This is a genomic window from Peterkaempfera podocarpi, from assembly GCF_042466665.1.
Lineage (GTDB): Bacteria > Actinomycetota > Actinomycetes > Streptomycetales > Streptomycetaceae > Peterkaempfera > Peterkaempfera podocarpi.
The window spans coordinates 8,212,706-8,225,236 of sequence record NZ_CP162102.1; the positions used below are offsets into that span (position 1 = coordinate 8,212,706).

A 12,531-nucleotide genomic window follows, 5' to 3' on the forward strand; every position below is an offset into this window, starting at 1 on the left:
GAACCCCAACCCTAGACACCCCGAGGAGCTCGCGGCACACCGAGCGGTGACAAGATTCGCGAACATCTCGGAGCGAGTAGATCGACGGACGCGGGTTCAAACTCGCAAACGCTGTCCCCAGAAGTGAACGGAGTCATGGGAACCACGCGCGGTGCACGAAGGGGAACGATCTGGCTCCGGGCGGCCGCACGGTGTGCATCATCTGTCGTCTGACCCCGCCTGCAAGGTGAGCTCGTTCAGCGGTCGGACTCGGTCGATGGTCAGGCGGGGTTGCCGATGCCGAGGTCGCCGAAGTGCAGGCGGCGGATCGTGCCCGGTCGTGCCGCGAGGACGGCGGGCGGCGCCAGGATCGGCCGGTCCGCCGGTGTGGTGACCGCGGCGACGGCGTCCGTGATGTGCTCGGGCTGGAGTGGCTGGAGGACGCCGTCCTGTGGCTGGCCGACGCGGATGCGCATGGTCGGGTTCTTGAAGAGTCGACTCCCACCACCGCAACCACGCCGCACAGACCCGCGCCCTGAACGCCTGACTGCCTGCACTGGCGCAACGCCAACGCCCGCCACCTCGACGTGCCGACCGTCCAATGCCGCGAACGCGCCTGCATCCCAAGCGAGACCGGCCTCCGATGGGAGGCAGACCCCTCACCCCAGCGCTCTGATCGCTCTGCTCACCCAGTGCTACTCCTGGGGCTGCCAGACGTAGCGGACATCCGGCTCTCGCTCCTCGTTGCGCAGTCCGTCCGTTCGCTCTACCTCGGTGAAGCCGTGCCGTTCGTAGAACCGCTGCGCCGCTGCGTTGACCTGAAACGTCCACAGCGCCAACCCGTCCGGCCGCCGCTGCTTGGCCAGGGCCATGAATCGGTCGCCCAACCCTCGCCCGCGCCACGATGGCTCGAGGTAGAGCTGCTCCAACTCCCCGCCGTCGAGCACCAAGAGCCCCACCACACCGCTTTCGACGACCGCCACCCAGGTCTCGTGCTGCGGTACGACAACGTATGAGAACCAGGCCCGTACCTCGGCATCGTCGTGCGCGCGGTGTACCGACGGCAGCGCAGCAGTGAAGGAACGCAGCCACACATCGGCCGCGTCGAGCGCGTCGGCGTCACCTGCACGACGAAGAACAACGTCATCACTATTCACGGGCGAGACCATCGCAGGTCACCGGTCGAGCCGCATCCGAATTCAAGGCCATCGGCCACCGCCGACTCCGTGCCGGACATCCGGTGATCGCTCCGGTCACAGCACCAGGAACCGCGGCTCTTCAGGCCCGAGCCGAGCAGGCTGCCTTCGGTGAAGGCGCCGTGGCCGTTGCCGGTGCAGGGTCGCATCCAGGCCGCTGTGCTGCTTCTGGCCGTCGTGGACGGCCTTCGCGCACCAGGCGCCGAGGCGGCGGTGACGGCGTTGCCTGTCCGGTGCGACGCCTCGCCGTCGGCGGGCCCAGGCTCGAGGGCGAATCAGGCGAGGGGGCGGCCCGGCACCGGGCGGAGCTGAGCTGCGGCGGCGGTGCCGGAGAGCGACCGCCCCTGCGGGCTTGGCTCGGCAGGGTGACCTGCCCGGGCGCGGACGGGTGAGTCGGCGGCGATGTCGGTCTTGGGCCCGGCCCGGGAGGACATCGGTGTCCTCCGGCGCCCTACTCGCCGCCGGGGTTGTCGAGGAACCGCAGCAGTACGGCCGCCTCCGCACGGAGCAGCGCGGCCCGTTGGGCGTAGGCAGGGGCCGTCAGTTGCTCCGCAGCCTGGAGCCGTTCGATGGCTTCGGCGCGAACGATGTTCTCGACGGTGTCCTCACTCAGTTCCTGCCGTGCCGTCTCCGTCGTTCCGGCACCGACCGGTGACTGCTCGAGGGCCAGGCCGCGGAGCGCGGCTTCGTCCACGGGAACGGCCTCGGCGTTGTCCAGCGCGGCAAGGGTTGAGCGCAGGGTGCTCACCGTGACCTTGTCGCGGGCGCGCATGGCTTCGGGCAGGGCTCGACGCAGACGTAGGCGCAAGGAGGACATGCAGGCAAACGTATGGCCGCCTTCGCGGAGGCACAACGGAATATCCGTACGTCTGCGAGGCTGGCCGTGCACGTGCGCACTCGCCGGGCGGGGTGCTCGACGCCCGTCCGGACAGGCCGACATACCTGGGCCGCTATGTTCAGCGCATCCCCGGCGCCGTCAGCTGCTTCTGCGCGTTCGTGGGCGTCCGCCGGGCAGCGGCGCGGTTGCCCTTCAACCAGACCCCGGCCTGACAGCCGTTCTCTGTCGCGCCGGCGGGGCCAGGAGAAGCCCGCCTTTGCCGCGGCCCAGCTCCCGGGCCGCCGACCGGCCAGGGCCGCACTCTTCGATATTCGGCAACGGGTCTGCGGATCCTGGTTGAGGTTGCCCTGGGGCAAGGTTCTAGATTCGGCGCATGAGCGAGAGAGCGGGCCAACTGGTCACGATCGGCCAGCTGGCCCGCCGGACCGGTCTGACCACCAAGGCCCTGAGGCACTACGACCGGGTGGGCCTGCTGGAGCCCGCCGCCGTCGATCGCGACACGGGATACCGCTACTACCGGGCCGAGCAGGCCGCAACGGCCCGGCTGATCCAGATCCTGCGCTCCGTGGACGTCCCGCTGGAGCAGGTCCGCATGTGCCTCGCAGCCACCGACGATCAGGCGGCCGCCTGCGAACGCATCCTCATCCAGCACCGCCGAAGGCTGCAGGCCCGGTTGGACCGCGTCCGAAGCGCCCTGCACCGCACCGATCATCTCATCAGCGAAGGAATCAGTACCGACATGATCGACCATCAGCCCGAGACCGAAGCCGCGGCGCAAGACGAGCGGAAACTCGCCGTCGACCTGTTCAACGGGGTCTGGCGCCTGCTGGAGCAGGAGGACCGTACCGTCGAGGACGACGACCGGATGCTTCATATGGCCCACGCCTCCCGGCACCACTGGGGGCAGGTCGGCGCCGCCGTCAACCTCAGCCGTGGCGAATGGCAGTGCTCCCGTGTCTACGCCGTGCTCGGACGCGGGGAACCGGCGCTCCACCACGCGCAGCGCAGCCTGGACACCTGCCGCGCCAACGGAATCGGGGACTGGGACCTGGCCTTCGCTTACGAGGCCCTCGCCCGCGCCAGCGCCGTCGCTGGGAACAAGGACCATGCCCGCATGTGGACCGAGCAGGCTCTCGCTGCCGCCGATGACATCGCGGACCCCGAGGACCGGGAGCTCGTGCTCTCCGACCTGGAGAGCATCCCCGGCCAGCCCCGCTTCTGGTGACAGGCCGGCCTTCGCCCGGCGCGTTCGCCACGGGGTCCTGCGGCAGGAGCCGGCGGTCCTGACCTACTCGGCGAGTTGGGTCGAGAACGTGTAGGTGCCTTCCGGGATATCGAAGTGCATGAAGCCGCTGTAGGGGAGTCGGACCTCGGAGTTGTCCGACCCGCGATTCATTTGGCACCAGCCGATGTAGTCATAGCCGTCCTGCCAGTCGACCGAGGTGCCGTCGAACCAGCATTTGACCTGGTACCTGTCCTTCGCGAGGTAGATCGACCGTGGCGAGAAGCCGTCCGGAAGCGGGGAGAACGACCACAGGTACCAGCCGTCGGCCGGAACGTCCCAGGAGACGTCGCCCGAATAGGGAATATCGAAATATCCGGCCGAGGCGCCGGCCAGGTAGATGGTGCGGCTGAGCTTGCCGACGACCGCGGCCTGGGCCGGCGAGGGAACCGCGAGCGTGATCGCTGCGGCGATGCTGAGAGCCGCCGCGGCCTTGGCAATGCGCGGGACTCGCACAGGGGGCCTCCCGGGATGCTGACCATGACAATCGCGGTGATCGCCCGCACATCATGGCATGCGCCAACTCCCTTGTCGGCCTTGATCGTTCGGGCTGTCAAGGTCAAGCTCTGCAGAGGGCCGGGCGACTGCACGCCCCGGGCACGCGAGTGCTGCCCACCGACGCGGTGGACCTGACGGCCGAGTTGCAGGCCTCCGTGGACGAGGTCCAGCGCACCCGGCTTCCTGACGAACGCCACCCGCACGCTGCCCCACGTCGCTGGTCCGGGGGCGAAGCCGTATCACTCGTGCTCCGCCGAGCCAGGCCAGCCGGAGATCGCCGGGGTCCGGCCGGCCGTCCTCGCCGATGCGGATGCTGTTGAACCGCGCGAAGGTGGGGTTCATGCGTGCCATGTGGGCGTAGGCGCGGACGACTTCGGACTCCGTGGTGTCGACGCGCACGCCTGCTGAACGCAGTCTGCCCTTGAGCCGCAGCAGAACGGGTTCGCCGGTGCGCAGGTTACGCCCCCATGGGAACGAAGTGCCGATCAGGAGGTCGTCGCCGTCGGGAAGGTAGGCCACCGGGATCGCATAGCGACGCTTCGACTTCTGTCCGACGACGTAGAGGGTGACCAGTCGGCCGCCGACGATCCGGGACAGGCCCGCAGTGCGCAGCAGCGAACGGACGAGGAGGTTGATGACGCGCTGCCCTCGCAGCGTCCTGACCCGCGCCTCGCCGTGCGGCCCGGTACCCGCCGGGTTACCTGTCATCGCTTCTGGTGGTGATCGGGCTGACTTCCGGGAGTCGCTGGTCGCGGGCGGATGTGGGGGCCATGCGAACGACGGTGTTCGGCATGGCGCCGATGGTGAGGACGCGGACCACGGAGCCGGCGGTGACCGTGGCGAAGGATGCCGCGGCGGGGACTTGATCCGGCACAGGGATGGTGTGGGACCCGGCGTCGAGCGGGTCGTCCCAGAGGAGCATGGACGTACTCGTGGGCTCCGGCGGTGTGAACGAGGTGCCCCACCAGGCCTGGACGGTGACGTGGACGGGAGCTGGCAGCGTGAGCTGCACGGTTCGGCGGGCGCTGTCGTAGGTGATGTGATCGGCGGCATCGGCCGAGGTGACGGCGTCCACCTGGGCGGCGATGACGCCGGCGATGCCGGCGAGTCCCTGGACGAAGGTCACCCGTGGGTTGCGTTCGGCGACCTCATTGCGCAGGTGCTGCTTGGTGTCGGGCGGGACCATGCCGCCGAAGACGAGAACGTCGAGGTCGTTGACGTCGTAGTCCTCCAGGACGCGGTCGAACTGGTTGGTCGCGTCCGCCGAGTAGCCCCTGGCGCGGAGCATCTCGACCGCGTCGACCAGAACGCTGGGGCTGCGGCCGACGATGAGGACCCGCCGGGGCGGATTGTGTGCGTCGTTCACGGGTGCATCTCCTTGGTGGTGGGTTCGAGATCGGCCGCGGCGTGCGGGTGGCCGTCAGGGGGCTCGAGGTGCTGCGCCTCGTGGGGGTCCCCGCGGGTGTTGGTGATCGTCAGCGCGATCAGCGCCGCGGCGGCGGCGAATGCTGCGCCGGCGGCGAGGGCGTGGCGCAGACCGGATGTGGTCGCGGCGGGCATGGCGACGCCCGCGGAGAGGAGGTGGTGGATCCGTGCCGCTGAGACGGCGGAGAGGATCGCCAGGCCGAGGGCTCCGCCGAGCTGCTGGGCCGAGTTGAGGATCGCGGCGGCGGCTCCGGCTCGGCTCGGCCCGACACCGGCGTTGGCTGCGGTGGTCACCCCGACGAACACCGGCCCGACACCCAGGGCCACGAGAAGCAGCCCGGGGAGAACGTGCACGACGTAGCCGCCGTCCACGGGGACTCGGCTGAGGGTGAGCAGGCCGGCTGCGGCGATCAGTGCACCGGCGCTGGTCACCGCTCGGCTTCCGATCTTGGTCAGTAGTTTCGAGCCGAGGCCTGCGCCGATCCCGACGCCCACGGTGAGCGGCAGATACGCGGCTCCGGCCGCGATGGGCGAGTAGCCCAGGACGTTTTGCATGTAGAGGGTCAGGAAGTAGAACATCGAGAGCATGCCGGCGAAGCCGATCAGTCCGGTCAGGTTCGCTGCCGCCAGTCCCGGGACACGGAAGAGGTTCAGCGGCAGGATCGGCTCGGGAGTGCGGAGTTCGATGATGACGAACCCGGCGAGCAGTACGGCGGCGCCGGCCAGCTCCCACCATGTGCGGGCGGCCCCCCAGCCTTGGTCGGGTGCCTTGATGAGGGCGTAGACCAGCAGCAGCATCCCGCCGGTCACCGCGATGCTGCCGAGCAGGTCGAATCGCGATGTGCGTGCAGCGGGACGATCGTGGGGCACCAGCGCCAGAACGGCAGGGATGACCAGTACGCAGGCGATCGGGTTGACGAACATGACCCACCGCCACCCCGGCCCCTGCGTCAGCAGGCCGCCGGCCAGGATCCCGACTGCGGAGGAGAGTCCGGCGACTGCGGCCCATACCCCCAGCGCGGACTGACGGTCCCGCTGTGCGGTGAAGGTGGTGGTGAGCGTGGACAGTGCTGCCGGGAGCATGAGCGCGGCACCCGCACCCTGGGCGAGCCGGGCCGCGATGAAGACACCTGCATCAGCGGCGAGGCCGCCGGCCAGCGAGGACAGTCCTATGAGCGCGGTGCCGGCGAGCAGCACTTTGCGGCGACCGAGCAGGTCGGCGAGGCGACCTCCCAGCAACATCAGTCCGCCGTAGGTGAGCAGGTACGCCGAAGGCACCCATTGGAGGCTCTGCACCGAGAGCCCCAAGGCGGTCCGGATGCGGGGAAGCGCCACGTTGGTGATCGACGCGTCGACGAAGTCGAGGAACGCGACCGCGCACAGCAGCGCGAGGATCCGCCGACCGCGCCAGGTCTTCAGCGTCGGTGGAACGGGATCAGCGGTCACCATGACCCCCTATGTTGGCAGTGCCAATGTTGGTCTACCCAACATAGCCAATGTTGGTGGCGCCCACAACTGTTACTCTTGCGACGTGCCCCAGCCCCACGCCCACACCGGCCGCACTCCCACGCGACTCCAGGACCGCGCAACCTGGTTGGTCAGCAGGGCGCACGCACGCTCGTCGGGACTGCTCAACGCCGGCTTCGAGGCGCACGGCGACGGCCTGCGCAGCTACCACTACCGACTCCTGGCGGCCCTCGAGGAATGGGGCCCCGCGAGTCAGGCGGAGCTCGGCCGCAACACCGGGATCGACCGAAGCGACGTGACGGCAGCGTTGACCGAACTCGAAACGCGCGGCCTGGTCGTGCGCTCCATCGACCCGGCGCACAAACGACGGAAGATCGTCACCATCACCGAGCAGGGAGTCGCACGGCTTCTCGACCTCGACAAGGTCATCGACGGCATCCAGGGCGAGTTCCTCTCGCCTCTGACCGCTGCACAGAGGCGCCAGCTCCTCAGCCTCATGGCGCTCCTCGTCCAGGAGCACTGACTGGCTGGGGGCGGGCACCCTGATGGCCGAGGGCGAGGACCGCGACCGGCGGCGCTGGGAACGACGGATCCGCTCAGCTGGCTTCCCCCGCCGGAAGTGACTCGCCGACTTCGACTACGGCGCCAACCCCTACGTCGCCCGGGTTGTGATCAGCGGCCTTGCGATCTGCGCATGGGTCACGAAGGACGGGCTGGGCCGGACGAAGGCCGTCACCGACGCGCACCTTTGCGCCGCCGTCGTCGACCGGCTCACCATCAACGGCGCAATCATCGCGACCGGCACCAAGTCCCACCGTGTCGCTCGCACCAAGGCCGGGGTGGCGAGGATGCACACTCGCTCAGCCTGACAAGCCACTCGGTCCGGTGTCGGGACACGGCCATCACTACCATCGCCGCATGACCGACGCATCAGCCCTGGCCCCGTTCCGCCTGGACCAAGGCAGCGAGTCCGATCCCTCCCACTGCCTCTGGCTCCCCGACGGCGACATGGAGCAGGTCGCCGACGTCTTCGAGGAACACAACGCCGAGAGCCACGGTCACGGCTGGGAAGGCCTGGCCGAGTCGCTGGTCCGCTCCCGCATGCCCGAAAGTGTCGACAAGCTCGACTTCGGATCGGAGGCCGGCTCCTTCGTGGTGACGAGCACCGACCTCAAGGTCCTCACGGACCTGGCTGTCATCCTGCATTCCGCCTTCCACGACCGCGAACTGCTCGGCGAGTACATCTCGGCGGCCGACCCAGGGCTCCTTCTTCGATGAACCCCTGCGCGGGGCCGAGCCGGGCCTGAACCCACGCGAGTTCGCGAAGACTGAGGTGGTTGAGGGGGGACTCAACGGTGTGATGGAACGGTTCCGGGCCCGGACCCGCGGGTCCGCGTAGGCCGTGCGGGTTGACGTGGGGAGGGGCGCCGGTTCGCTGTCCGGATCAGGGCAGGGTCAGGATGCGGGGTCCTTCGTCGGTGATGGCGACCGTGTGCTCGATGTGGGCTGCTCGGCTGCCGTCGATGGTGTGCAGGGTCCAGCCGTCGGCGCCGGTGCGGTAGTCGTCACGTCCGCCGGCCATGAGCATCGGTTCGAGGGCCAGGGCCAGGCCGTGGCGGAGGGGGAAGCCGCGGCGGGGGCGTCCATGGTTCGGGACGTGGGGGTCTTCGTGCATACGGCGGCCGATGCCGTGGCCGCCGAAGTCGGCGGGCATGCCGCAGCGTGCCGATCGGGCGACGGCGCCGATGGCGTGGGAGATGTCGCCGATGCGGTTGCCCGGTCGGGCTGCGGCGATGCCGGCCTCGAGAGCGCGCCGGGTGGCGTTGATCAGGTCCACGTCGGCGGGCCTTGGGGTGCCGACGGTGAAGGTGATGGCGGCGTCGCCGGTCCAGCCGTCGAGCTCCGCGCCGCAGTCGATACTCACCAGGTCGCCGTCGCGTAGGCGGTAGCCGGTGGGGATGCCGTGAACGATGGCGTCGTTGACCGAGGTGCAGATCACCGCGGGGAAGGGGGTGGGGGCGAAGGGGGGCTGGTAGCCGAGGAAGGGTGAGCGTGCCCCGGCCTCGCTCAGAACGGTGCGAGCTGCTTCGTCCAGCTCTTGCAGGGACACCCCGATGTCTGCGGCTCCCTGGACGGCGGCGAGGGCGTGGGCCACGACGCGCCCGGCCTCCCGCATCGCGTCCAGCGCCGCGTCGGTCTTGATTTCCACCATGTCCTGCGACTCCCTGTCTCACTCGCCGGCATCCAATTCTTATACCGGTATTAGTATCACGGATATGGTGAGAACTCCTTTGACCCCGCAGGAACGGCAGCGCGGAGAGCTGTTCGGCGCGCTGCTGCGTCGGGCGCGCGGCGACCGCAGCATGGTGGAGGTCGCCGCAGCGGCGGGGGTGTCGGCGGAGACGCTGCGCAAGATCGAGACCGGTCGGGCGCCTACTCCGGCCTTCTTCACCGTGGCGGCCCTGGCCGCAGCGCTGGGGGTGTCCTTGGACGAACTGGCTGCTGCCTGTGTCCAGGACGACTCCGGCGATCACCAGTCCCTCTCCGCGTGAGCCTCCACGGCGGGTTCGGCTGTCTCCGAGAGGGTCCGGGGTCTGCTGCGGGCAGGCCGGGCGACGATTGAGCCGTTGCTGCCGACCGGTCGCCCAGGCGTGGTGGGCGGCGGGTTGGTCGTCGGCAGGGGATGGACGCCATCGCCGTCACGTTCCGCACCGGCGGTCCGCGGCCGGCCTGCGGAGAGTTTGCCTCAGCGCCCACTGGTAGGGGATGCGGACGGCGGGTCCGGTTCCTTGGTACGCCTCGACCCAATGTCGGGTGCCCGCCTCTTCCAAGGCTTGGGGGATGCCGTGGGTGCGTGCGGCTTTGACATCGTGGACGGCGCCCGGCGGGGCCGGTGGTGCCCGGATCGGCCTGTCTGCGGGCGTCTCCCGGCCGAAGGCTGGGAGAGGGGCGGTGAGGACCTGGACGTTGATGCCGTGCTTCTTGTGGTTGCCCGAGGAGGACGGGCGGTCGGCGGCGATGCGGTCGATGGGCAGCAGGGTGCCGTCCAGGACGACGAGCGCCTTGGTGGCGGGGACCGTCATCGCTTCGGCGAGGGCGAGGCGGGGGCGAGCGCGGCCAGGAGCTCAATGGCCGCGGACAGCGAAGCCCGGGCCTGTGTCGACGGTGGCCGACGACGCCGAGCGCATCCAGTGCGGGATTCTGCCGGGCTTCGGCCTACTCGATCTTGCTGGTGCGGAAGGCGCGGCGGTAGGCGGCGGGTGTGGTGTGCAGGGCGTCGTGGAAGCGCCGGCGCAGGTTGACGGCCGAGGAAAGGCCGACCCGGTGGGCGATGGTTTCCACGGGCAGGTCGGTTTCCTCCAGCAGCGCCCGGGTGGCGGCGATGCGTCGATCCAGCAGCCAGCGCCCGGGGCTGATGCCCAGCTGCTCGGTGAAGCGCCGGGTCAGTGTGCGGGACGAGACCTGGGAGCGGACCGCCATCTCGGCGACGCTGACCGGCTGGTCCAGTCGCCCGGCCAGCCATTCCAGCAGCGGGGCCAGCGAGTCGGGGACCGGTCCGCTGGTGGGCTGTTCGGTGTACTGCAGCTGGCAGCCTTCGCGGTGCGGCGGCATCACCATCTGCCGGGCGATGCGCATCGCGTACGCGGCGCCCTGGTCGGCGCTCACCAGGTGCAGGCACAGGTCCACGCCGGCCGCCGATCCGGCGCTGGTGGCGATGTCGCCGTGGTCCACATAGAGCACCGCGGGGTCGACGTGGACCTGTGGGAACCGGGCGGCGAGCTCGGCGGCCTGCGCCCAGTGGGTGGCGGCCCGCCGCCCGTCCAGCAGTCCGGCGGCGGCGAGTACGAACGCGCCCGAGCAGAGGCCGACGATCCGCGAGCCGCGCTGGTGCGCTTGGCGGACGGCTGCAATCACCGGCGGCGGCACCTGGGTGCCGGCCGGCTGGTGCCAGCCGGGGACCAGCACGGTGTCCGCACGTTCCAACGCCTCCAAACCCGCGGTGACCAGCAGGTCGTAGCCGGCCTGGTTGCGCACCGGACCTGGGTGCTCGGTGCAGAGCTCGAACGCGTAGCGGGCGGGTATCGCCGGGCTGTGGTCCCCGAACACCTCGTTTGCGCAGGCCAGCAGGAAGGCCGACTGTGCGGGCTGCAGCAGGGCCACGACCCGGTGCGGCGTGGGGGATTCGGGCAGCGGACGGGGCGTCATGGCGCGAAAGTACCCCATCATGTCGTTGGGGACACTGGAATGGTCGATTGGTCCAGACCAGCATCTGTACGGTGACCACCACGCAGCCTCAACCCCAGCCCCAGGCCACCCGGACCGATCCGCCAACGGCCGCCTCCCAGACGTCCGTTCGGCCCCCGTTGTGGGACCGGCGCTTCACGCTCTACTTCACCGCCCGTACCGTCTCGCTGTTCGGCGACGCGATGATGCCGGTGGCCGCCGCGCTCGCCATCGGCACGCTGTACGGGATCTCCGGGGTCGGCTTCGTCCTCGGTACCTGGACCGGGACGTTCGTCGTCCTGGTCCTGTTCGGCGGGGTCTTCGCCGACCGGCTCGGCGCGCGCCGGACGATGGTTGGCGCGGACCTCGTCCGGGTGCTCACCCAAGGTGTGTTGGCGGCTGCGTTCTTCGCAGGGCCGCCGCCCTTCTGGCTGCTGGTGACCATGGCAGCCCTGGCCGGTGCGGCCGTCGCCATGTTCCAGCCGGGGGTCAACGGGATGGTCCCGCTGGTCGCCCGCGAGCCGCAGCGGGCCAACGCCGTACTCAAGGTCGCCGACGCACTCACCCAACTGCTCGGCCCAGCCCTGGCGGGGCTGCTGATCACGCTGACCGGCGCCGGAACCGTCTACACGGTCGATGCCGCCACCTTCCTGCTCAGCGCCCTGTGCCTGGCACTCATCCGACTCACCCCGGCCCACACGGCCCTCGGCGCCGCGGCCGACCCCGGCTCCCGCGCCAGCACCGGCAGTGCACTGCGACGCGACCTGCACCAGGGCTGGCGTGAGTTCCGCGCACGCACCTGGATGTGGGCGGTGATTTTTATCTGGATGGGCTACGGCGTCCTGCTCTTCGGCCCGCTGGTACCCCTCAGCTCCGCACTGATCGACACCCGGCTCGGCCCGAACGCCTACGGCCTTGCCGTCTCCTTCCTCGGCGCCGGAACGGTACTCGGTGGCCTGCTGGCACTGCGGCTGCGCCCGGCCCGGCCGCTCGCCGCCGGCGCGGCGGCGATGGTGCTGTACACCGTGCTGCCGCTCTGCGTGGCACTGGGCACCCCACTGCCCGTCGTGCTGGCAGGCCACATCCTCGGTGGCGGCGCCCTGGCGTTCTGGTCAGTGATGTGGGCGACCAGCGTGCAGACCCACACCCCGCCCGCGGTACTCAACCGGGTCTCCGCCTACGAGCTGGCCGGCTCGGTCTCCGGGATCGCCCTCGGCCAGATACTGGCCGGTCCGGCCATTGCGCTGGCCTCCCCGGGGCGGCTGCTGCTGGTATCGGCGGCAGCCTGCCTGGCAGGCTGCGTCGCGCTGTTTGCGACCCCGGCAATCCGCACGCTGCGCCGCGCCGCTCCCACGGCTGGTGGCAGTCCGGGGGCGCCGGCCGGTTCCGGCGGACAATGAGCGGACCCGCGACCATTCAGGGCTCAACCGGAAGCTGCGGCCGGACCCCGGCGAGAAGCCCACTCACGGCCTGCCGATCCGCTGCCCCCTGCGCAAGACCACGCACGAGGCGGGGATGGCGGTCGGCACGGCCGAGAGCCTCACCGCACGAGGGACACGGTGCTCAGCGGAGAAGTGCAGGGCATCCAGCACACCAGCCAGGGCGACATCTCCGAGGTCCGT

General features: G+C 70.2%; 14 protein-coding genes and 1 pseudogene. 6 read left to right on the top strand and 9 right to left on the bottom strand.

Going from position 1 to position 12,531, the window contains the following annotated elements; genetic code table 11:
- Positions 1-260 precede the first annotated feature (260 nt).
- From AB0761_RS35815 to AB0761_RS35825, 3 genes are all read right to left on the bottom strand, one after another.
- Complete coding sequence (locus tag AB0761_RS35815) at positions 261-455, bottom strand: hypothetical protein (RefSeq protein WP_377273445.1); 195 nt, start codon at positions 453-455, stop codon at positions 261-263.
- A gap of 219 nt (positions 456-674) precedes the next feature.
- Positions 675-1,136, bottom strand: coding sequence for a GNAT family N-acetyltransferase (locus AB0761_RS35820; RefSeq protein WP_377273446.1), 462 nt, complete (start codon positions 1,134-1,136; stop codon positions 675-677).
- Between the two features lie 490 nt (positions 1,137-1,626).
- Positions 1,627-1,947 carry a hypothetical protein gene (locus AB0761_RS35825; RefSeq protein WP_377274499.1) on the bottom strand — a complete coding sequence of 107 codons (321 nt, stop codon included), beginning with the start codon at positions 1,945-1,947 and terminating at the stop codon, positions 1,627-1,629.
- A gap of 439 nt (positions 1,948-2,386) precedes the next feature.
- Here AB0761_RS35825 and AB0761_RS35830 point away from each other — a divergent pair, with 439 nt between their 5' ends.
- The gene (locus tag AB0761_RS35830; RefSeq protein WP_377273447.1) at positions 2,387-3,238 is read left to right on the top strand and encodes a helix-turn-helix domain-containing protein; all 852 of its coding nucleotides are present in this window, start codon (positions 2,387-2,389) and stop codon (positions 3,236-3,238) included.
- Between the two features lie 63 nt (positions 3,239-3,301).
- Here the strand turns inward: AB0761_RS35830 and AB0761_RS35835 are convergent, their stop codons facing one another.
- The 3 genes from AB0761_RS35835 to AB0761_RS35845 all read right to left on the bottom strand — a co-directional run bounded on the left by AB0761_RS35835 (position 3,302) and on the right by AB0761_RS35845 (position 6,667).
- Positions 3,302-3,751, bottom strand: a complete 450-nt coding sequence (locus AB0761_RS35835; RefSeq protein ID WP_377273448.1) for a hypothetical protein — start codon at positions 3,749-3,751, stop codon at positions 3,302-3,304.
- Between the two features lie 739 nt (positions 3,752-4,490).
- Positions 4,491-5,159, bottom strand: a complete 669-nt coding sequence (locus tag AB0761_RS35840) for a hypothetical protein (RefSeq protein WP_377273449.1) — start codon at positions 5,157-5,159, stop codon at positions 4,491-4,493.
- On the bottom strand, positions 5,156-6,667 hold the full coding sequence (locus AB0761_RS35845; protein ID WP_377273450.1) for an MFS transporter: 1,512 nt from the start codon (positions 6,665-6,667) through the stop codon (positions 5,156-5,158). Before AB0761_RS35845 ends, AB0761_RS35840 begins: the two co-directional genes overlap by 4 nt.
- A gap of 82 nt (positions 6,668-6,749) precedes the next feature.
- Here AB0761_RS35845 and AB0761_RS35850 point away from each other — a divergent pair, with 82 nt between their 5' ends.
- From AB0761_RS35850 to AB0761_RS35860, 3 genes are all read left to right on the top strand, one after another.
- Positions 6,750-7,208 (top strand): MarR family winged helix-turn-helix transcriptional regulator, encoded by a 459-nt coding sequence (locus tag AB0761_RS35850; protein ID WP_377273452.1) that lies wholly within the window; start codon positions 6,750-6,752, stop codon positions 7,206-7,208.
- Between the two features lie 145 nt (positions 7,209-7,353).
- Positions 7,354-7,554 carry a hypothetical protein gene (locus tag AB0761_RS35855; RefSeq protein WP_377273453.1) on the top strand — a complete coding sequence of 67 codons (201 nt, stop codon included), beginning with the start codon at positions 7,354-7,356 and terminating at the stop codon, positions 7,552-7,554.
- A gap of 49 nt (positions 7,555-7,603) precedes the next feature.
- Positions 7,604-7,963, top strand: a complete 360-nt coding sequence (locus AB0761_RS35860; RefSeq protein WP_377273454.1) for an Imm51 family immunity protein — start codon at positions 7,604-7,606, stop codon at positions 7,961-7,963.
- A 166-nt stretch (positions 7,964-8,129) separates the two neighbouring features.
- On the opposite strand, the gene map is transcribed toward AB0761_RS35860, so the two are convergent.
- Positions 8,130-8,897 (bottom strand): type I methionyl aminopeptidase, encoded by a 768-nt coding sequence (gene map, locus AB0761_RS35865; protein WP_377273455.1) that lies wholly within the window; start codon positions 8,895-8,897, stop codon positions 8,130-8,132.
- A gap of 64 nt (positions 8,898-8,961) precedes the next feature.
- Between map and AB0761_RS35870 the strand changes: the two genes are divergently transcribed.
- Positions 8,962-9,237, top strand: coding sequence for a helix-turn-helix domain-containing protein (locus AB0761_RS35870; RefSeq protein WP_377273456.1), 276 nt, complete (start codon positions 8,962-8,964; stop codon positions 9,235-9,237).
- A 204-nt stretch (positions 9,238-9,441) separates the two neighbouring features.
- Here the strand turns inward: AB0761_RS35870 and AB0761_RS35875 are convergent.
- Both AB0761_RS35875 and AB0761_RS35880 read right to left on the bottom strand, forming a co-directional pair.
- Positions 9,442-9,827 (bottom strand): annotated as a pseudogene (locus AB0761_RS35875) (IS5/IS1182 family transposase); the annotation flags it as partial.
- A 74-nt stretch (positions 9,828-9,901) separates the two neighbouring features.
- The gene (locus AB0761_RS35880; protein WP_377273457.1) at positions 9,902-10,891 is read right to left on the bottom strand and encodes a GlxA family transcriptional regulator; all 990 of its coding nucleotides are present in this window, start codon (positions 10,889-10,891) and stop codon (positions 9,902-9,904) included.
- A gap of 71 nt (positions 10,892-10,962) precedes the next feature.
- On the opposite strand from AB0761_RS35880, the gene AB0761_RS35885 reads away from it, so the two are divergent.
- Positions 10,963-12,309: an MFS transporter gene (locus AB0761_RS35885; protein ID WP_377273458.1), complete on the top strand. Its 1,347-nt coding sequence runs from the start codon at positions 10,963-10,965 to the stop codon at positions 12,307-12,309.
- The last annotated feature ends 222 nt before the right edge of the window (positions 12,310-12,531 follow it).

Coding starts and splice junctions, on each gene's coding strand:
- AB0761_RS35815 (WP_377273445.1), bottom strand. CDS start 455: ATGCGCATCCGCGTCGGCCAGCCACAGGACGGCGTCCTCCAGCCACTC.
- AB0761_RS35825 (WP_377274499.1), bottom strand. CDS start 1,947: ATGCGCGCCCGCGACAAGGTCACGGTGAGCACCCTGCGCTCAACCCTT.
- AB0761_RS35830 (WP_377273447.1), top strand. CDS start 2,387: ATGAGCGAGAGAGCGGGCCAACTGGTCACGATCGGCCAGCTGGCCCGC.
- AB0761_RS35845 (WP_377273450.1), bottom strand. CDS start 6,667: ATGGTGACCGCTGATCCCGTTCCACCGACGCTGAAGACCTGGCGCGGT.
- AB0761_RS35860 (WP_377273454.1), top strand. CDS start 7,604: ATGACCGACGCATCAGCCCTGGCCCCGTTCCGCCTGGACCAAGGCAGC.
- map (WP_377273455.1), bottom strand. CDS start 8,897: ATGGTGGAAATCAAGACCGACGCGGCGCTGGACGCGATGCGGGAGGCC.
- AB0761_RS35870 (WP_377273456.1), top strand. CDS start 8,962: ATGGTGAGAACTCCTTTGACCCCGCAGGAACGGCAGCGCGGAGAGCTG.
- AB0761_RS35880 (WP_377273457.1), bottom strand. CDS start 10,891: ATGACGCCCCGTCCGCTGCCCGAATCCCCCACGCCGCACCGGGTCGTG.